The following is an 18,206-nucleotide window of genomic DNA, read 5'->3' as shown; positions in this document are numbered from 1 at the left end:
GGTAGCCGCCCATGCCCTCCAGCCGCGACCTGCTCGCCGACCTGATCGCCTTCGACACCACCAGCCGCCTGTCCAACCTCGCGCTGATCGACCATGTGCGTGCCTACCTGGCTGGCCTGGGCGTCGAGAGCGAGCTGCTGTTCAACCACGACCGCAGCAAGGCCAACCTGTATGCCCGCATCGGCCCCTCCGGGCCGGGCGGCGTGATGCTCTCCGGCCACAGCGACGTGGTGCCGGCGGACGGTCAGCCGTGGACGCTGCCGGCCTTCGAACTGACCGAGCGCGACGGCCGCCTGTACGGCCGCGGCACGGCCGACATGAAGGGCTACATCGCCTGCGTGCTGGCCGCCGTCCCGGCCTTCCTCGCCCGGCCGCTGCGCCTGCCGCTGCACATCGCCATCTCTTACGACGAGGAGGTCGGCTGCCTCGGCGTGCGCAGCCTGGTCGAGCGCCTGCGCGCCAGCCCGGAGCGGCCGGCCATCTGCATCATCGGCGAACCCACCGCCATGCGCCCGGTGCTCGGCCACAAGGGCAAGCTGGCGATGCGCTGCGAGGTGCACGGCGCGGCCTGCCACTCGGCCTACGCGCCGCAGGGGGTCAACGCCATCGAGTATGCGGCCAGGCTGATCGGCCGCCTCGGCGAGATCGGCACGCGCCTGGCGGCCCCCGAGCGCCACGACCCGCGCTTCGACCCGCCGTTCTCCACTGTGCAGACCGGCGTCATCCAGGGCGGCCGGGCGCTCAACATCGTCCCGGCCGAATGCCGCTTCGACTTCGAGATGCGCGCTCTGCCGGCCGACGACCCACAACGTGTTGCCGCCGAGCTGCGTGACTACGCCGAGCGCGAGTTGCTGCCGCGCATGCGCGCGGTAAGCGCGACCAGCGACATCCGCTTCAGCGAACTCTCCAGCTACCCCGGCCTGCTCACCGGGCCGGCGAGCGAGGCGGCGCGCCTGCTGGCGCTGCTCTGCGGCCACGAGGACTTCTCCACCGTGGCCTTCGGCACCGAGGGCGGCCTGTTCGACGAGGCCGGCATCGCCACCGTCATCTGCGGCCCCGGCAGCATGGACCAGGGGCACAAAGCGGATGAGTACGTCAGCCTTGAACAGCTGGCGCAGTGCGATGCGCTGCTGGCGCGGTTGGTGGAGTGGATGCGGGTGCCTGAGGCCTAGCATTGCTGCGAGGGGCCTCACTGGATTCCCGCCTGCGCGGGAATGACGGAGTGGGCGGTACGGCACAGAGCTACATCCCTAACCCTCGTCATTCCCGCGCAGGCGGGAATCCAGCTAAGGGCCAACACTAGGGCTTCAAGCCCGCCTCACGATCTCCTCCCACAAGTCCCGCCACCCGGGGTTGCCCGCTTCGATCAGGCGCAGCTTCCATTCCCGTCGCCACTTCTTCAGCCGCTTCTCGCGCTCGATGGCGGCGGGCATGTTCTCGTGCATCTCGTAGTAGACCAGCAGGTGCACGCCATAGCGGCGGGTGAAGCCCTCGACACAGTCGTTGCGGTGTTCCCAGATGCGTTTGAGCAGGTGGCTGGTGACGCCGATATAGAGCGTGCCATTGCGCTGGCTGGCGAGGATGTAGACGGCAGGTTGCCTGGGCATGGGTGTCCTTCCTGGACGTTGCTGTTCCTTTGGCGGCGAGTCTAGTCGCCGGTGGCCGGGGTTGCCTCGTTGTTCAGGTGGTGGGTGGAGTTGCCTGCCTGGGTTCCCGCCTTCGCGGGAATGACGAGGTAGGGGGTTTGGCACATGTCTTCCCACCCACTCCGTCATTCCCGCGAAGGCGGGAATCCAGCAGGGGCAGCACATGGGCGGCAAGTCTCCCTCGAACCGGTAACCACTGTCCTTAACCTGCCCACCTCACCCCAACTGCTCCTTGCAGTAATCGACGAACAACTGCGCCGGCTTCGTCAGGTGGGCGCGCTTGAGCCAGCCGGCGACCAGGCCGGAGCCGGTGACGTCCTCGACGATGTTCACGCAGACCACCTTGCGGCCGTCATAGGTGGTGTTGCAGTGCGGGCGGGTGACCAGCACCGAGAAGCCGAAGCCCTGGCCGACCATGCCGCGCACCATCTCGATCGACGGCGAGCTGAAGACGATGTTCGGCGACAGCCCCAGCTCCTCGAAGATGCTCACGAAGTAGGTGCGGCTGGGCAGCACGTCGAGCAGGATCATCGGCTCCAGCGCCAGGTCGCGCAGCGAGACTTCCTTCTGCCCGGCGAAGCGGTGGTCCTCCGGCAGCAGGGCGTAGGGGCGCTGTGGCGGCATCAGCGGCTCGGTCTCGATGGTGCCGTCGAGGTCGTGCTCGTAGAAGATCGCCAGGTCGAAGCGACCGCCTGTCAGCCCCTGCACCAGCTCCTGCTGCTCGCCGTCGTGCAGGCGGATTTCCACGCCCGGGTAGCGTTCGCGGAAGCCGGCGATCAGGCGTGGCAGGTACAGCGGCGCGACCGTCTCGAAGCAGCCGATGTCGATCTGCCCGGCCACCACGTCGTTGTCGGCCAGGGCGTTCTGCTCGAACTCCCGGGCCATGCGCAGCAGCTCCTGGGCCTTGCGGTAGAAGCGCGCGCCGCCCGGGGTGAGCGACACGCCCTGGGCGTGATGGCGGATCAGCAGCTGCACGCCGAAGCTTTCCTCCAGGCCCTTGACCGCGGTGGAGATGGAGGGCTGGGCGATGTACAGCTTGCGCGACGCCTCGGCGACGCTGCCGCACTCCACGGTGGTGACGAAATACCTCAATTGACGCAGGGTGTAAGAAGCCACGCAAAACCTCGGACGATCTTGTTTTTCGCCCACCTTAGCCGCAGACCAAGATGTGACGAGTGAACATTTTGCTCGGCAGCGACGACATTTTTCCTGGCTCGTCGATGCCGGCCGGTGGGTATCCTGCTTGCAAGAGCCGTACACGACCGACGACAGGAGAACCACAGATGCGCCTCGCCCTCTGGCAGACCCAAGGCTTTCCCGCCGACATCGAGGCCAACCTGGCGGCGCTCGACGGCCAGCTGCGCGCGGCCGCCGCGGCGGGTGCCCGCCTGCTGCTGTGCCCCGAGCTGTGGCTGGGCGGTTACCACGTGCCGCAGCAGATGGCGGCGCTGGCCGAACCCGCCGATGGCCCGGCGGCGCAGCGCATCGCCGCGCTGTGTCGCGCCCATGGCGTGGCGGTGTGCTACGGCTATGCGGAGCGCGACCCGGCGGGCGGCAAGCCGTACAACTCGGCGCAGGTGATCGACGCCGACGGCCGGCGCGGCGCGCACTACCGCAAGACCCACCTGTTCGGGCCGATGGAGCGCGAGCTGTTCCAGGCCGGCGACCGGCTGGAGGCGCCCGTCGAGCTGGACGGCTGGCGCATCGCCCTGCTGATCTGCTTCGACGTGGAGTTCCCGGAGAACGTGCGCAGCCACGCCCTGTCCGGCGCCGAGCTGGTGCTGATCCCCACCGCGCTGACCCCGGAATACCGCGCGGTGCCGGAGCTGATCGTGCCGACCCGGGCGGTGGAGAACCAGCTGTTCGTCGCCTACTGCAACCACAGCGGTGTGGAGAACGGCCTGGCCTATCTCGGCGGCTCCTGCGTGGCCGCGCCGGACGGCCAGCGCCTGGGCGCGGTGGCCGGCGGCGAGGCCCTGCTGCTGGTCGACCTGGACCGCTCGCCGTGCGAGCAGTGGCGGCACACCTTCCCTTATCTGCAAGGCCGTCGGCCGGACCTCTACGGCGCCCTGGTCGAGGACTAGGGCGTGCGCCCCGATGGCGCACGCGACCTACTTTCTCGGACCGTGAATTGGCCGTTCTACGGACCGCGCGCCGGCGTGCCTGAAAAGCACCGGATGCAGGTGTGGCGGGGCCCGCGCGACAACTCGCATGGCCTTCCCGCGGCCTGCGCGAGAAGGGCCACGCCGGGCATGCACAACAAGCTGGCGGTGCGCCCCGTGGTGGTGCGTGCATAACCAGCTTTTTCGTATGTCCCGATGACATTTTTAATAATTTTCCTAACCCCTGCCTTGGGCCACCATCGGTTCGCATCAAGCCACAGGATCGGTTCGGGAGAATCAGGGTGCTGCAACTCAACGACTGGCAACGGCGCGCAAGCGAACAGCGTTTCATCGACCAGGCCATCATCGGCGGTCGCCGTGTCGCAGCCGCCTCCGGCGCCACCTTCGCCTCCATCGATCCGGCCACCGGCCGCCTGCTGGCCAACGTCGCCGCCTGTGGCGAGGCCGAGGTCGACCTGGCGGTGCGCAGTGCCCGTACCAGCTTCGAATCCGGTGTGTGGTCACGCTGCGCCCCGCGTGAGCGCCAGCAGAAGCTGCTGCGCCTGGCCGAGCTGATCCTGGCCAACCGTGACGAACTGGCCCTGCTCGACTCGCTGAACATGGGCAAGCCGGTGATGGACGCCTGGAACATCGACGTGCCCGGCGCCGCTGGTGTGTTCCGCTGGTACGCCGAGAGCCTCGACAAACTCTACGACCAGGTTGCGCCGACCGCCCCGGACGCCCTCGCCACCATCACCCGCGAAGCGCTCGGCGTGGTCGCCGCCGTGGTGCCGTGGAACTTCCCGCTGGACATGGCCGCCTGGAAACTCGCCCCGGCCCTGGCCGCCGGCAACTCGGTGGTGCTCAAGCCCGCCGAACAGTCGCCGTTCTCCGCCCTGCGCCTGGCCGAACTGGCCCTCGAAGCCGGCATTCCGGAGGGCGTGTTCAACGTGGTGCCCGGCCTCGGCGAGAGCGCCGGCAAGGCCCTGGGCCTGCACATGGATGTCGACTGCCTGGCCTTCACCGGCTCCACCGAGGTCGGCAAATACTTCATGGGCTACTCTGCGCAGTCCAACCTCAAGCAGGTCTGGCTGGAATGCGGCGGCAAGAGCGCCAACCTGGTGTTCGCCGACTGCCAGGACCTCGATCTGGCGGCGAGCAAGGCCGCCTTCGGCATCTTCTTCAATCAGGGCGAAGTGTGCTCGGCCAACTCGCGCCTGCTGGTCGAGCGCAGCATTCACGACGAATTCGTCGAGCGCCTGCAGGCCAAGGCCCGCGACTGGCAGCCGGGCGACCCGCTGGACCCGGCCAGCCGCGCCGGCGCCATCGTCGACACGCGGCAGACCGCGCGGGTCATGGACTTCATTCGTGGCGCCCAGGCCGAGGGCGCGAGCCTGGTCTGCGGTGGCCAGCAGCTGAGCTTCAACGGTTCGGACAATTTCGTCGCGCCGACCATCTTCACCGGCGTGGCTGCCGACAGCCGCCTGGCCCGCGAGGAAGTGTTCGGCCCGGTACTCGCCGTGCTGCCGTTCGACGCCGAGGAGGAGGCCGTGGCCCTGGCCAACGACAGCATCTACGGCCTGGCCGCCTCGCTGTGGAGCGACGACCTCAACCGCGCCCATCGCGTGGCCCGTCGCTTGCGTGCCGGCACCGTGTCGGTCAACACCGTCGATGCCCTGGACCCCTGCACCCCTTTCGGCGGCGGCAAGCAGTCCGGCTTCGGCCGCGACCTGTCGCTGCACTCGTTCGACAAATACACCCAATTGAAAACCACTTGGTTCCAATTGCGCTAAGTGGCGTTTGTAGGGTGCGCTGCGAGCACCAGGCGGAGTTGATCAAATTATTAACGGTGCGCACAGCGCACCCTACACGCCACTGGCGGAGACCTTGCGATGACTGCCCGGAAACACACCACCCAGGAATACCAGGCGCTGGACGCGGCCCACCACATCCATGCCTTCCTTGACCAGAAGGCGCTCAACGAGAAGGGCGCTCTGGTGATCGCCAAGGGCCAGGGCCTGAACCTCTGGGACACCGAGGGCAAGCGTTACCTCGATGGCATGTCCGGTCTGTGGTGCACCGCGCTGGGCTACGGCCGCGAAGACCTGAATGCCGCCGCCACCCGCCAGTTGGCCGAGCTGCCGTACTACAACCTGTTCTTCCACACCACGCACCCGCGCGTGGTGGAGCTGTCCGAGCTGCTCTTCAGCCTGCTGCCCAAGCACTACAGCCACGCCATCTACACCAACTCCGGCTCCGAGGCCAACGAGGTGCTGATCCGCGCCGTGCGTCGCTACTGGCAGGTGGTCGGCAAGCCGCAGAAGAAGATCATGATCGGCCGCTGGAACGGCTACCACGGCTCCACCCTGGGCAGCACCGCGCTCGGTGGCATGGGCTTCATGCACGAGATGGGCGGCATGCTGCCGGACTTCGCTCACATCGGTGAGCCGTACTACTTCGCAGAAGGTGGTGACTTGAGCGAAGAGGCCTTCGGCCTCAAGGCCGCCCGCGAGCTGGAAGCCAAGATCCTCGAACTGGGCGCGGAGAACGTCGCCGCCTTCGTCGCCGAACCCTTCCAGGGCGCCGGCGGCATGATCTTCCCGCCGGCCAGCTACTGGGCCGAGGTGCAGCGCATCTGCCGCCAGTACGACGTGCTGCTGTGTGCCGACGAAGTGATCGGCGGCTTCGGTCGCACCGGCGAGTGGTTCGCCCACCAGCACTTCGGCTTCGAGCCGGACACCCTGACCATCGCCAAGGGCCTCACCTCCGGCTACATCCCCATGGGTGGTCTGGTGCTGGGCAAGCGCATCGCCGATGCGCTGGTGCAGGAGGGCGGTGTGTTCGCCCACGGCCTGACCTACGCCGGCCACCCGGTGGCCGCCGCCGTGGCCATCGCCAACCTCACCGCGCTGCGCGACGAGAAGATCGTCGACACGGTGAAAGCCGACACCGGCCCGTACCTGCAGCAGCTGCTGCGCGAGACCTTCAAGGACCACCCGCTGATCGGCGACATCCAGGGCGCCGGCCTGGTCGCCGCGCTGCAGTTCGCCGAGGACAAGGGCAGCCGCAAGCGCTTCGCCAACGAGAACGACATCGCCTGGCACTGCCGCACCGTCGGTTTCGACGAGGGCCTGATCATTCGCTCCACCCTCGGCCGCATGATCATGGCCCCGGCCCTGGTCGCCACCCGCGCCGAACTGGAGGAACTGGTGGAGAAGACCCGCCGTGCGGTGGACCGCACCGGCCGCGAACTGAACCTGCTGTAGACGCACGCGAAAAAGACGCCCCGCAGAGGGCGCTACACGAAGAGAGCCGCCGGCCTTGCACGGGCCGGCGTGGGGACGCATTCGGCCACTGGCCAGCCCTGCCACACATACACCAACAAATCTGCCGTCAGGCTGTGGAGAGCTCCATGATCAACACCTTGCGCAACCGTTTCGCCCGTACCGCCCTCGGCGCCGGCCTGGCCCTGAGCCTGGCCGCCACCGCGCAGGCGGGCACCCTGTCCCTCGGTCACACCACCTGGGTTGGCTACGGCACCCTGTACCTGGCTCGCGACCTTGGCTACTTCAAGGAGCAGGGCCTGGACGTGGAGTTCACCGTGATCGAGGAGTCGGCCATGTACATGGCGGCCCAGGCCTCCGGCAAGATTTCCGGCTCGGCCTCGACCATCGACGAGATTCTCAAGTACCGCTCCAAGGACTTCTGCTTCAAGGCGGTGGCCGCGCTCGACGAATCCCACGGCGGCGACGGCGTGCTGGTGGGCAAGGACGTGACCAGCCTGGATCAGCTGAAAGGCAAGGCCGTGGCCGTCAACGAAGGTTCGGTGTCGCAGTTCTGGCTGAGCTACCTGCTCAAGCAGAAGGGCATGAACATGAGCGACCTGGAAGTGCAGAACATGACCGCCGACGACGCGGCCACTGCCTTCATCGCCGGCCGCGTTCCGGCGGCGGTTACCTGGGAGCCGCACCTGTCGCTGGTCAAGCAGAAGGGCCAGGGCAAGGTGCTGATCGATTCCAGCGAGACCCCCGGCGTGATCGTCGACGTGGTGGCGCTGTCCTGCGACGTCATCGACAAGCAGCCGGACGACGTCAAGGCGCTGGTCAAGGGCCTGTACAAGGCGGTCGAGTTCGCCAAGAACAACCCCGAGAAGGCCCACGAGATCATGGCCAAGGGCGTCGGCGGCTACCTGTCCGATCCCAAGGACCTGGCCGAGGCCGCCAAGGGCGTGAAGTTCTACGACCAGGCGATGAGCGAGAAGCTGCTCGGCACCCCGGGTAAGGAGGGCGATATCGCCGGCATCATCAAGCTGGCCAACGAGACCTGGACCCAGCTGCAGGGCAAGACCTACGACGTGAAATACGAAGACCTGGTCGATACCCGCTTCGTCACGCCATAGAACCTTTTTACGATCTGCTGCGCGTCGGCTATCTCTAGCTCGCGAGATCGTAAACAGGTTCTAACGCGCCACCGGGAGCGGCCGCGCGCCGCTCCCGTCGTTCAATTTTCGCTTCGAGAGGTGGCAGCATGGCCACGCAAAAATCCTGGCTGCAGCGCTGCCTGACCCCCAAGGTCGGGCTGCCCGGCCGACTCATTGTGGGCGCCAGCACACTGTGCTGGCTGCTGGTGATCGGCCTGTGGGCCGGTCTGTCCTACGGCGGCGTGGTGCAGTCGATGTTCCTGCCGACGCCCGGCGCGGTGGTCGACGCCGCCGTGCGCCTGGGCTCCGATGGCACCCTGGGCAAGCACGTGTGGGCGAGCATCGAGGTGGTGATGATCGGCTTCATCGTCTCCTCCCTGGTGTCGGTGCCGCTGGGCCTGCTGATGGGCAGCTTCCGCATCGTCCAGGCGTTCATCGAGCCGCTGGTGAACTTCATCCGCTACCTGCCGGTGACCAGCTTCGTGCCGCTGTTCATCCTGTGGATCGGCATCGGCCTGGAACAGCGCGTGGCGGTGATCATCTTCGGCGTGTTCTTCCAGCAACTGGTGATGATCGCCGACGTCTCCAAGGGCGTGTCCAAGGACCTGATCAACGCCAGCTACACCCTCGGCGCCAGCCGCCGAGACGTGGTCCTCCACGTGCTCGGCCCGGCTTCGCTGCCCGGCGTGCTCGACACCCTGCGGGTGACCATGGGCTGGGCCTGGACCTACCTGGTGGTGGCCGAACTGGTCGCCGCATCCAGCGGCCTGGGTTACATCAGCCTGAAGGCCATGCGCGGCTTCCAGGTCGACGTGATCTTCCTCGCCATCGCCATCATCGGCCTGCTCGGGCTGATCACCGACCAGCTGTTCCGTCTGCTTCGACTGAGGATTGCCGCATGGGCGCAGTAGCCACCAAACCCTACATCATGCCGGCGCTGGACCAGTACGCCGACGTCACCGCGCGGCTCAAGGTCGAGAACGTCAGCCTGCGCTACCAGTCGCCCAAGGGCGAGACCTTCACCGCGCTGGACAATGTGTCCTTCGAGGTGCCGGACCAGCAGTTCGCAGTCATCGTCGGCCCGTCCGGCTGCGGCAAGTCCAGCCTGCTCTACCTCACCGCCGGCCTCGCCGAGCCTTCCGACGGCGCCATCTACGTCGGCGGGCAGAAGGTCGACGGCCCCGGCGCCGACCGCGGCATGGTGTTTCAGAGCTACACCCTGTTCCCCTGGCTGACGGTACGCCAGAACGTCGAGTTCGGCCTCAAGCGCCGCGGCCTGCCGCAGGACGAGATCCGCACCATCGTCGAGTTTTACCTGGGCGAGGTCGGCCTGGCCCGCTTCGCCGAGCATTATCCCAAGCAGCTCTCCGGCGGCATGATGCAGCGCGTGGCCATCGCCCGCGCGCTGGCCAACGACCCGCAGATCCTGCTGATGGACGAGCCGTTCGGCGCCCTCGACAGCCAGACCCGCTTGCAGATGCAGCAGCTGCTGCTGCAGGTGTGGGGCAACAGCAAGAAGACCGTGGTGTTCGTCACCCACGACATCGACGAGGCCATCCTGCTCGCCGACCGCATCTACGTGATGGGTGCGCGCCCCGGACGGATCAAGGAGATCCTGCAGGTGCCGATCGAGCGCCCGCGCAGCCTGGAGGTGGTGATGGAGCCGGAATTCATCCGCATGAAGCGGCACATCCTCGAACTGCTCCACGACGACCTCGAAGAGGTGCACTGAGGGGCCACGCAGCGCGTAGGGCGGGTGAAACCCACGTCGGGGCCCTCCGGTGCACGCGGGTTTCACCCGCCCTACCTTGATCCCCGCGCAGACGGGAGCGTCCATGGAGGTTGCCATGACAGAAAACCAATACGACTACCTGATCGTCGGCGCCGGCTCGGCCGGCTGCGTGCTGGCCAACCGCCTGAGCGCCGACCCCGCCGTGCGCGTGTGCCTGATCGAGGCCGGCGGCAGCGACGCCAGCCCGCGGGTGCAGGTGCCGGCCGGCACCATCACCCTGTACAAGAGCAAGGTGTTCAGCTGGAACTACTTCTCCGCGCCGCAGGAGCACCTGGCCGGGCGCCGCCTGCACACCCCGCGCGGGCGGGCGCTGGGCGGCTCCAGCTCGATGAACAGCATGATCTACATCCGCGGCGACGCCAGCGACTACGACCGCTGGGAGGCCGCCGGCTGCCACGGCTGGGGCTGGAGCGACGTGCTGCCTTATTTCAAAAAGTCCGAAGGCAACCGCCTCGGCCAGTCGCTGCAGTACCACGGCACCCAGGGCGAACTGCTGGTGGACAGGCCGCGCGACCCCAACCCGCTGTCCGAGCGCTACATCCGCGCCGCCGAGCACATCGGCCTCAGGCGCAACGACGACTTCAACGGCGGCATGCTGGAGGGCGTGGGCCTGTACAACGTCACCCAGAAGGACGCCAGGCGCCTGTCCAGCTACCGCGCCTTCGTCGCGCCGGTGCGCCAGCGCTCCAACCTCACCGTGCTGACCGGCTGCGAGGTGGAGCGCCTGCTGCTCGACGGTGGGCGCGTCACCGGCGTGGAGCTGCGCGAGAGCGGTCAGTGGCGCACCTTGCGGTGCGACCGCGAGACCATCCTCTGCGCGGGCTCGCTGGGCTCGCCGCACCTCCTGCTCAAGTCCGGTATCGGCCCCAGGGCCGAGCTGGAGGCCGCCGGCGTGGCCTGCAAGGTCGACCTGCCCGGCGTGGGCAAGAACCTCCAGGACCACATCGACGGGCTGGTCACCGTGCGCTCGAAGAGCCCGCTGTCGCTGGGCTTCTCCCTCGGCGCGCTGCCGAAGATCATCGCCTCGCCGTTCAAGTACCTGGCGCAGAAGATGGGCTGGCTGACCACCAACTACGTCGAGGCCGGCGGCTTCGCCCGCACGCCGCTGGCCGACGGCCTGCCCGACGTGCAGATGCACTTCGTGCCCGGCTATCGCAGCCACCGCGGCCGCCTGTTCGAGTGGGGCCACGGCTACGCCATCCACACCTGCGTGCTGCGCCCGAAGAGCATCGGCGAGGTGCGCCTGGGCGAGGGCAGGAGCCTGGCCATCGACTTCAACTTCTTCAGCGACGAGGCCGACGCCCGGGTGCTGGTGGAGGGGGTCAAGCTGGCGCGCAGCATCCTCGCCCAGCCGGAATTCGACGCCATTCGCGGCGAGGAAATGCTGCCGGGGCCGCAGGTGCGCAGCGACGAGCAGCTGCTGGCGCACCTGCGCGACTGCGCCGCCACCGTGTTCCACCCGGTGGGCACCTGCAAGATGGGCACGGACGACGCGGCGGTGGTGACGCCGGAGCTGAAGGTGCGCGGCCTGGACAACCTGCGCGTGGCGGACGCCTCGATCATGCCGACGCTGATCAGCGGCAACACCAACGCGCCGTGCATCATGATCGGCGAGAAGGCCGCCGACCTCATCCGCGCCACTGCCGCGCCGCGCGAGGCGGCGGGTCGGGTGGCCGTGCTCAGTCCAGCTTGAGCACCTTGGCCAGGACGATCTTGGGCCCCTTCATCTTCTTCACGGTGATGCGCAGGCCCTCGGTCTCCAGTACCTCGTCCTCTTCCGGGACGCGGCTCAGGCTCTCGTAGACCAGGCCGGCCAGGGTCTCGGCCTCGATATGGTCGAGGTCGATGCCCAGCAGGCGCTCGATCTTGAACAGCGGGGTGTCGCCGCGCACCAGCAGCTTGCCCGGCTGGTAGGCGAGCAGGCCGCGCTCGGCCTTGTGGTGCTCGTCCTGGATGTCGCCGACCAGCACTTCCAGTACGTCCTCCATGGTCAGGAAACCGACCACCTTGCCGTCGGCCTCCTCGACCAGGGCGAAGTGCGCGCCGCCCTTGCGGAACTGCTCCAGCAGGGCGGACAGCGGCATGTGCTTGGTGACCCGCTCCAGCGGACGCATCAGCTCGGCCAGGTTGAACTTCGACGGCAACATCTCGAACAGCGACAGCTGCAGCAGCAGGTCCTTGATGTGCAGCACGCCGACGAAGCTGGCGCTGTCCTCGTCGTACACCGGGTAGCGGCTGAACTTGTGCCGGCGGAACAGAGTGAACACCTCGTCCAGCCGGGCGCCCAGGTCGAGGTAGACCAGGTCCTCGCGGGAATTGGCCCAGTCCACCACCTCCAGCTCGCCCATCTCCACGGCCGAGGCCAGCACGCGCATGTCCTGGTCGCTGGGGTCGCGGGCGCGGCTGGAGTGGAGGATCAGCTTCAGCTCGTCGCGGCTGTAGTGGTGCTCGTGGTGCGGTCCCGGCTCGCCCTGGCCGGCGACGCGCAGGATGGCGTTGGCGCTGGCGTTGAGCAGGTAGATGGCCGGGTACATCAGCCAGTAGAAGGTGTACAGCGGCGCGGCGGTCCACAGCGACAGCAGCTCTGGCTTGCGGATCGCCCAGGACTTGGGCGCCAGCTCGCCGACCACGATGTGCAGGTAGGAAATGATGAAGAAGGCGATGAAGAAGGCGATGCCGTGGATCAGCTTCTCCGACTCGATGCCGATCATGCCCAGCAGCGGCGTGAGCAGCTCGGCGAAGGCCGGCTCGCCGACCCAGCCCAGGCCCAGGGAGGCCAGGGTGATGCCCAGCTGGCAGGCGGAGAGGTAGGCGTCCAGCTGGTTGTGCACGGTGCGCAGGATGTTGCCGCGCCAGCCGTGCTGCTCGGCGATGGCTTCGACCTTGGTCGCGCGCAGCTTGACCATGGCGAACTCGGCGGCCACGAAGAAGCCGTTGAGCAGAACGAGGAAGAGGGCGAACAGGACGAGGCCGATGTCGGCGAACAACGCGGAGGTGGAAAGACTCGAAGAAGGGTCCATGGTGGTCGGGGCTGGCGGAAGATCGCTACAGGTTGGCGGCTGGCAAGGGCGATTGCAAGCCGCCGCCGAGCATCAGCCGCGTCGGCTGACCTGCTGGGCCGGGAAATGGCAGGTGAAGGTGCTGCCCTTGCCGGGCACGCTGGCGATATCCAGCCGGGCCCGGTGGCGCAGCAGCACGTGCTTGACGATGGCCAGGCCGAGGCCGGTGCCGCCGGTGTTGGAGGCACGGCTGGAGTCGACCCGGTAGAAGCGCTCGGTCAGGCGCGGCAGGTGCTTGGCCTCGATGCCGATGCCGCTGTCGGCCACGCTGAAATGGGCGCCCTGTTCGTCGCCCCACCAGCGGATGCGGATCTCGCTCTCGTCGGGGCTGTACTTCACCGCGTTGAAGATCAGGTTGGAGAAGGCGCTGCGCAGTTCCGCCTCGCTGCCCTTGAGGCGGATCTGGTTATCCGCCTCCAGGCTGATCCGGTGGCTGCGCGCGCCGGAGAGCGCCTGGGCGTCGTTGCGGATGCTCAGCAGCAGCAGGTCGACGGCCACCGGCTGGTTGTCCGACGGATAGTCGGTGGCCTCCAGCTTGGCCAGCAGGAGCAGGTCGTTGAGCAGGTTCTGCATGCGCGCGCCCTGCTGCTGCATCTGCTGCAGGGCACGCAGCCAGCGCGGATTCACGTCCTCGACGTTGTCGAGCAGGGTCTCCAGATAACCGGTGATCACTGTCAGCGGGGTGCGCAGCTCGTGGGACACGTTGGCCACGAAGTCCTTGCGCATCTGCTCCAGCTGGTAGAGGCGGGTGACGTCACGGACCAGCATCAGGTGTTCGTGGTTGCCGTACTGGGTGATCTGCAGTTGCAGGCGCTGGCGGTCGTTGACCGGCGAGGGCAGCTCCAGCGCCTCCTGGTACTGGCCGGCCTCGAAGTAGTCCTTGAAACGCGGGTGGCGCACCAGGTTGGTGATCGACTGGCCGCTGTCCTGGGGCGTCTTCAGGCCCAGCAGCTGTTCGGCGGCGAGGTTCCACCACTCCAGGTTGCCTTCGGCGTCGAGCATGATCACCGCGTCGCGCAGGGCGGCGGTGGACTCCTGCACCCGGTCGATCACCGCCTGCAGGCGGCCGCGCACGCGCTGGTCGCGGCGCTGCAGGTGGTAGATGTTGTCGAACACCTCGCCCCACAGGCCGTAGCCTTCGGGCGGCGCCTCGTCCGGCTGGCGCTCGCGCAGCCATTTGTGCAGGCGCAGCAGTTGCTTGAGGTGCCACAGCAGGTAGCCGCCGATACCGACGACCAGGGCCCAGGCGTACTCGCCGGTGATCAGGCCGAGCAGGCCGCAGGCCATCAGCAGCAGCAACAGATGGCGGCCGATGGCGCCACGCCAGTTCTGGTTCAACGCAGGGCGTCCTTGATCGGGTCAGCTCTTGGTGGAGAAACGATAGCCGGTGCCGCGCACCGTCTGCACCAGATTCTCGTAGGCCTCGCCGAGCGCCTTGCGCAGGCGGCGGATATGCACGTCGACGGTGCGCTCCTCGACGTAGACGTTGCCGCCCCAGACCTGGTCGAGCAACTGGCCGCGGGTATAGGCGCGCTCCTGGTGGGTCATGAAGAACTGCAGCAGGCGGTATTCGGTGGGACCCATCTCGGCCGGCTTGCCGTCGATGGTGACGCGGTGGCTGATCGGGTCGAGCAGCAGGCCGCCGACCTCGATCGGCGCCTCGCCGTCGCTCGGGCCGGTGCGGCGCAACACGGCCTTGAGGCGGGCCACCAGCTCGCGCGGCGAGAAGGGCTTGGTGATGTAGTCGTCGGCGCCGACTTCCAGGCCCTGGATCTTGTTGTCCTCTTCGCCCTTGGCGGTGAGCATGATGATCGGGATGTCGTCGGTCAGCTCGTCGCGCTTGAGGCGCCGGGCCAGCTCGATGCCGCTGGTGCCCGGCAGCATCCAGTCGAGCAGGATCAGGTCCGGCTTGCGGTCCACGATCAGGGCGTGGGCCTGCTGGGTGTTCTCCGCCTCCAGGCAATCGTAGCCGGCCATCTCCAGGGCCACCGCGATCATCTCTCGGATGGGCGCTTCGTCGTCAACGATCAGGATGTTCTTGCCAACCATGGGTCGAGCCTCGGGTCGTCTGTCTTGCGCCGCATTAGATAACAGAATTATTGCAGCGATGTGACAGGTGTGCGGGCTGTACGAGCGCCCTGCAAGTGCGAACTTCGTGGGGCCGGTTTGCGCAACGGGGGCTTGTTCGGCAGTTTTGCCGGAGGCTGGCAGGTACGCTTTGAAAAGGACTTTTCGATGGACAAGGAACCCTGGCGATGAAGCTGTCCGGATACTCATGGAAGACGAAGTCGATAGCCTATGCGACGGCCTACCTGCTCGCCTCGGTCGGCGTGTATTCGCTGATGCGCTGGCTGGGGCCTCCTGACAATCTTGCCTACGCGAACCTGTCCGCGTTCTGGTTCGGCTTCGTCTTCGCCGCCTACTGGGCGCCGAACCTGGGTGCGATCCTTCTGAGCGCGGTGATGTTCAGCGTGCTGTTCGTCTTCGACACCTATGGCGGTTTCTTCTGGCTGAGTGGCCCGAAGTCCGCCGAATCCTACTGGCTGATTCCCCTGGCAGGCATCGGCTGGGTCATCCCGCTCGGGATCACCTGGCTGGGCCGGCTGCTCTGGCGAAAGGCCGCGAGGCTCGGCGGCGCCTAGCGCACGGCGTAGTCCACCACGATGCCGGCGAAGATCGCCAGCCCGGCCCAGTGGTTGTGCAGGAAGGCGGCGAAGCACTTCTGCGGGTCGCGGTCGCGGGTGCTCCAGAACTCCCAGGCGAAGCAGGCGGCGGCGGCGAACAGGCCGAACAGGAACCAGATACCCAGGCTGAAGCGCGCGCCGGCCATGGCCAGGCACAGCAGGGCCAGGCCCTGCAGGGTCAGGATGATGATGCGGTCGGCGTCGCCGAACAGGATGGCGGTGGACTTCACCCCGATCTTCAGGTCGTCCTCGCGGTCGGTCATCGCGTAGTAGGTGTCGTAGGCCACCGTCCACAGCAGGTTGGCGATGTACAGCAGCCAGGCCTCGGCCGGCGGCAGTTCGCCGGTCACCGCGCTGAAGGCCATCGGCATGCCCCAGGAGAAGGCCGCGCCCAGCACCACCTGGGGGTAGTAGGTGTAGCGCTTCATGAAGGGGTAGCACGCCGCCAGGGCCAGGCCGCCGAAGGACAGCAGGAAGGTGGTCAGGTTGGTGAACAGCACCAGCACGAAGCTCATGCCCACCAGCACGGCGAACAGGATCAGCGCCTCGCGCGGTGTCACCCGGCCGTCGGCCAGTGGCCGCGCCTTGGTGCGTGCCACATGGCCGTCGAAGTGGCGGTCGGCGTAGTCGTTGATCACGCAGCCGGCGGCGCGCATGAACAGGGTGCCGAGGACGAAAATCAGCAGCAGCTTGAGGCTCGGCACGCCCTTGCTGGCCACCCACAGGGCCCAGAGGGTCGGCCACAGCAGCAGATAGATACCGATGGGCTTGTCCAGGCGCATCAGTTGGACGAAGTCCCAGGTGCGCGGATGCAGGCGGTTGAGGGCGAGCAGGAAGGATTGATACATCGGCGGGTCTCCGTGCCAGGAGCGCCGATTATACGAGCAGTGGTACGGCCCGTAGCGAGGGCGGCGTCTGGTTTCGGGATGCGCGTTCCCAAGGCGATCGGGTGAAGCAGTACCCTGACACCCCGTCGTCCCCGCGCAGGCGGGGACCCAGGAACGCGGTGTCTCGACCTGAGCATGGATTCCCGCCTGCGCGGGAATGACGGGATTTTGTGGGGCCTACCCGATGGCCTGCGCCTGCTCCCAGAACGCCGGCAGGAACACCTCGGCCACCAGCACGCCGAGGCCGTCGCGGCGGAAGCAGGAGCGCCGTCCCCAGAGCTGCTCGGCGCGCACCTCGGCCGGCAGCCAGGCCGCCGGGTAGCGGCAGGCCTGCAGCTCGCCGCGGGCGAAGGCGCGGTCGCTGAACAGCAGCTCGCCCAGGGAGCGGCTGCCCAGCTTGCCCAGCTCGAAGCCGGAGCCTTCCAGCGCATGGCGCGCCGCCACGCTGCGGGCGAACACCCAGGGCTGGCCGGCGCCGAGCAGGAACACCTCGCGCACCCAGCCCAGGCTGCCGGCCGGCACCTGCAGGGCGGCGCATTCGTCGGCGCGCAGCACCTGCCAGCCCTGCTCCAGTGGTTGCACGGCGAAGTGGTCCGCACTGAGGGCGGTGAGGCGACGGGTCAACGAACCCTGGTCGAACAGCCAGTCGCGCAGCAGCGGCGCCGGCACCGGGTGCAATTGGGCGGCGTTGAGCCAGCGGGGAGGGTGGGCGAGGGCGGAGGTGGGCACGACAACGGCTTCGGCTAACCTGTGGAAGGCGGCGAGCTTAACACGACGGACGCCCGTGCCAGGCACTTGCACGGAGCCCCGCATACCAGTACAAAGCCTGCTGATTTTTTAACCAGGGCAAGCGTCCACCAGAAGACGGCCCGCGATGAGGTAGACGATGAAGAAGTGGCAATGTGTGGTCTGTGGCCTGATCTACGACGAGAGCCTGGGTTGGCCCGATGACGACATCGCACCCGGCACCCGTTGGGAAGACGTGCCGGCGGACTGGCTGTGCCCGGACTGCGGCGTGGGCAAGGCCGACTTCGAGATGATCGAGATCGGCTGATCCAAGGCGTTATCCACCGGCAACGGCGGCCTGCGGGCCGCCGTTTGCATTTGTGGGCCGTTAGCTGGAGGTGCCCGGTCGATGGCTGAAATGGCGGCTGCTCTGTCCGTTTCGTCCTGTGATCGACCCGGCAAACCGGCGGGCAGTACTGGCGCGGTGCCGGATGGCATGCCATTCTCCCCGGGTCTGCCGCAGCGCAGAGCCGTTGCGGCGCCTTTGGCGCTGTTCTGGACGGACAGCACGGACACAACAACAACAAACCGTCAAAGAGGCATCTATGCGCAAACCTGAACTCGCCGCGGCCATCGCCGAAAAGGCCGATCTGACCAAAGACCAGGCCAATCGCGTACTCAACGCCGTGCTCGAAGAAATCACCAGTGCGCTGAACCGCAAGGACAGTGTCACCCTGGTCGGCTTCGGCACCTTCCTCCAACGCCATCGCGGTGCCCGTACCGGCAAGAACCCGCAGACCGGCGCCCCGGTCAAGATCAAGGCCAGCAACACCGTGGCCTTCAAGCCGGGCAAGTCCCTGAAGGATGCGGTAAATTAAATAGAGATTATT

The 18,206-nt window shown here is 67.4% G+C and carries 18 protein-coding genes; 11 read left to right on the top strand and 7 right to left on the bottom strand.

Translation table 11 applies throughout. The features are described from left to right. The first annotated feature begins 11 nt into the window (after positions 1-11). Positions 12-1,172, top strand: a complete 1,161-nt coding sequence (gene argE / locus N7640_RS05325) for an acetylornithine deacetylase (RefSeq protein ID WP_279903025.1) — start codon at positions 12-14, stop codon at positions 1,170-1,172. A 135-nt stretch (positions 1,173-1,307) separates the two neighbouring features. On the opposite strand, the gene N7640_RS05320 is transcribed toward argE, so the two are convergent. Together N7640_RS05320 and N7640_RS05315 are read right to left on the bottom strand one after the other, a co-directional pair. Next, positions 1,308-1,607: a GIY-YIG nuclease family protein gene (locus N7640_RS05320; protein WP_279903024.1), complete on the bottom strand. Its 300-nt coding sequence runs from the start codon at positions 1,605-1,607 to the stop codon at positions 1,308-1,310. Positions 1,608-1,862: 255 nt separating this feature from the next. After that, on the bottom strand, positions 1,863-2,762 hold the full coding sequence (locus N7640_RS05315; protein ID WP_220812568.1) for a LysR family transcriptional regulator: 900 nt from the start codon (positions 2,760-2,762) through the stop codon (positions 1,863-1,865). 167 nt (positions 2,763-2,929) lie between these two features. On the opposite strand from N7640_RS05315, the gene N7640_RS05310 reads away from it, so the two are divergent. The 7 genes from N7640_RS05310 to N7640_RS05280 all read left to right on the top strand — a co-directional run bounded on the left by N7640_RS05310 (position 2,930) and on the right by N7640_RS05280 (position 11,653). Beyond that, the gene (locus N7640_RS05310; RefSeq protein ID WP_279903022.1) at positions 2,930-3,730 is read left to right on the top strand and encodes a carbon-nitrogen hydrolase family protein; all 801 of its coding nucleotides are present in this window, start codon (positions 2,930-2,932) and stop codon (positions 3,728-3,730) included. Between the two features lie 320 nt (positions 3,731-4,050). Beyond that, a complete protein-coding gene (locus N7640_RS05305) occupies positions 4,051-5,541 on the top strand; it encodes an aldehyde dehydrogenase (RefSeq protein ID WP_279903020.1) in 1,491 nt (496 codons plus the stop codon). A 99-nt stretch (positions 5,542-5,640) separates the two neighbouring features. Further along, positions 5,641-7,014, top strand: a complete 1,374-nt coding sequence (locus N7640_RS05300) for an aspartate aminotransferase family protein (RefSeq protein WP_279903018.1) — start codon at positions 5,641-5,643, stop codon at positions 7,012-7,014. A gap of 146 nt (positions 7,015-7,160) precedes the next feature. After that, entirely contained in the window at positions 7,161-8,147 is a 987-nt protein-coding gene (locus N7640_RS05295; protein WP_279903017.1) for an ABC transporter substrate-binding protein, read from the top strand. A gap of 128 nt (positions 8,148-8,275) precedes the next feature. Further along, entirely contained in the window at positions 8,276-9,079 is an 804-nt protein-coding gene (locus N7640_RS05290; protein ID WP_279903016.1) for an ABC transporter permease, read from the top strand. Positions 9,080-9,096: 17 nt separating this feature from the next. After that, on the top strand, positions 9,097-9,900 hold the full coding sequence (locus tag N7640_RS05285; protein ID WP_279903095.1) for an ABC transporter ATP-binding protein: 804 nt from the start codon (positions 9,097-9,099) through the stop codon (positions 9,898-9,900). 115 nt (positions 9,901-10,015) lie between these two features. After that, on the top strand, positions 10,016-11,653 hold the full coding sequence (locus N7640_RS05280; RefSeq protein ID WP_279903014.1) for a GMC family oxidoreductase N-terminal domain-containing protein: 1,638 nt from the start codon (positions 10,016-10,018) through the stop codon (positions 11,651-11,653). On the opposite strand, the gene N7640_RS05275 is transcribed toward N7640_RS05280, so the two are convergent. From N7640_RS05275 to phoB, 3 genes are all read right to left on the bottom strand, one after another. Continuing rightward, positions 11,640-12,980: a hemolysin family protein gene (locus tag N7640_RS05275; protein WP_220812561.1), complete on the bottom strand. Its 1,341-nt coding sequence runs from the start codon at positions 12,978-12,980 to the stop codon at positions 11,640-11,642. The genes N7640_RS05280 and N7640_RS05275 overlap by 14 nt on opposite strands. Positions 12,981-13,052: 72 nt before the next feature. Next, positions 13,053-14,306, bottom strand: a complete 1,254-nt coding sequence (gene phoR / locus N7640_RS05270) for a phosphate regulon sensor histidine kinase PhoR (protein WP_262880311.1) — start codon at positions 14,304-14,306, stop codon at positions 13,053-13,055. A gap of 72 nt (positions 14,307-14,378) precedes the next feature. Then, positions 14,379-15,068, bottom strand: a complete 690-nt coding sequence (gene phoB, locus N7640_RS05265; RefSeq protein WP_043307681.1) for a phosphate regulon transcriptional regulator PhoB — start codon at positions 15,066-15,068, stop codon at positions 14,379-14,381. 206 nt (positions 15,069-15,274) lie between these two features. Here phoB and N7640_RS05260 point away from each other — a divergent pair, with 206 nt between their 5' ends. Continuing rightward, on the top strand, positions 15,275-15,661 hold the full coding sequence (locus N7640_RS05260) for a hypothetical protein (RefSeq protein WP_279903011.1): 387 nt from the start codon (positions 15,275-15,277) through the stop codon (positions 15,659-15,661). On the opposite strand, the gene ubiA is transcribed toward N7640_RS05260, so the two are convergent. Continuing rightward, positions 15,658-16,551, bottom strand: coding sequence for a 4-hydroxybenzoate octaprenyltransferase (gene ubiA, locus N7640_RS05255; RefSeq protein WP_220812557.1), 894 nt, complete (start codon positions 16,549-16,551; stop codon positions 15,658-15,660). The two genes, N7640_RS05260 and ubiA, sit on opposite strands and share 4 nt — an antisense overlap. Before the next feature lie 216 nt (positions 16,552-16,767). Further along, positions 16,768-17,319, bottom strand: coding sequence for a chorismate lyase (locus tag N7640_RS05250; protein ID WP_279903010.1), 552 nt, complete (start codon positions 17,317-17,319; stop codon positions 16,768-16,770). A gap of 157 nt (positions 17,320-17,476) precedes the next feature. On the opposite strand from N7640_RS05250, the gene N7640_RS05245 reads away from it, so the two are divergent. Together N7640_RS05245 and N7640_RS05240 are read left to right on the top strand one after the other, a co-directional pair. Then, a complete protein-coding gene (locus N7640_RS05245; protein ID WP_220812555.1) occupies positions 17,477-17,644 on the top strand; it encodes a rubredoxin in 168 nt (55 codons plus the stop codon). A 277-nt stretch (positions 17,645-17,921) separates the two neighbouring features. Continuing rightward, positions 17,922-18,194 carry an HU family DNA-binding protein gene (locus N7640_RS05240; protein ID WP_043307679.1) on the top strand — a complete coding sequence of 91 codons (273 nt, stop codon included), beginning with the start codon at positions 17,922-17,924 and terminating at the stop codon, positions 18,192-18,194. The last annotated feature ends 12 nt before the right edge of the window (positions 18,195-18,206 follow it).

It is taken from the genome of Pseudomonas sp. GD04015 (genome assembly GCF_029837675.1).
GTDB classification, from domain to species: domain Bacteria; phylum Pseudomonadota; class Gammaproteobacteria; order Pseudomonadales; family Pseudomonadaceae; genus Aquipseudomonas; species Aquipseudomonas paralcaligenes.
The sequence above is the reverse complement of the archived record's forward strand: the minus strand, read 5'-3'. Positions and strand labels throughout refer to the sequence as shown.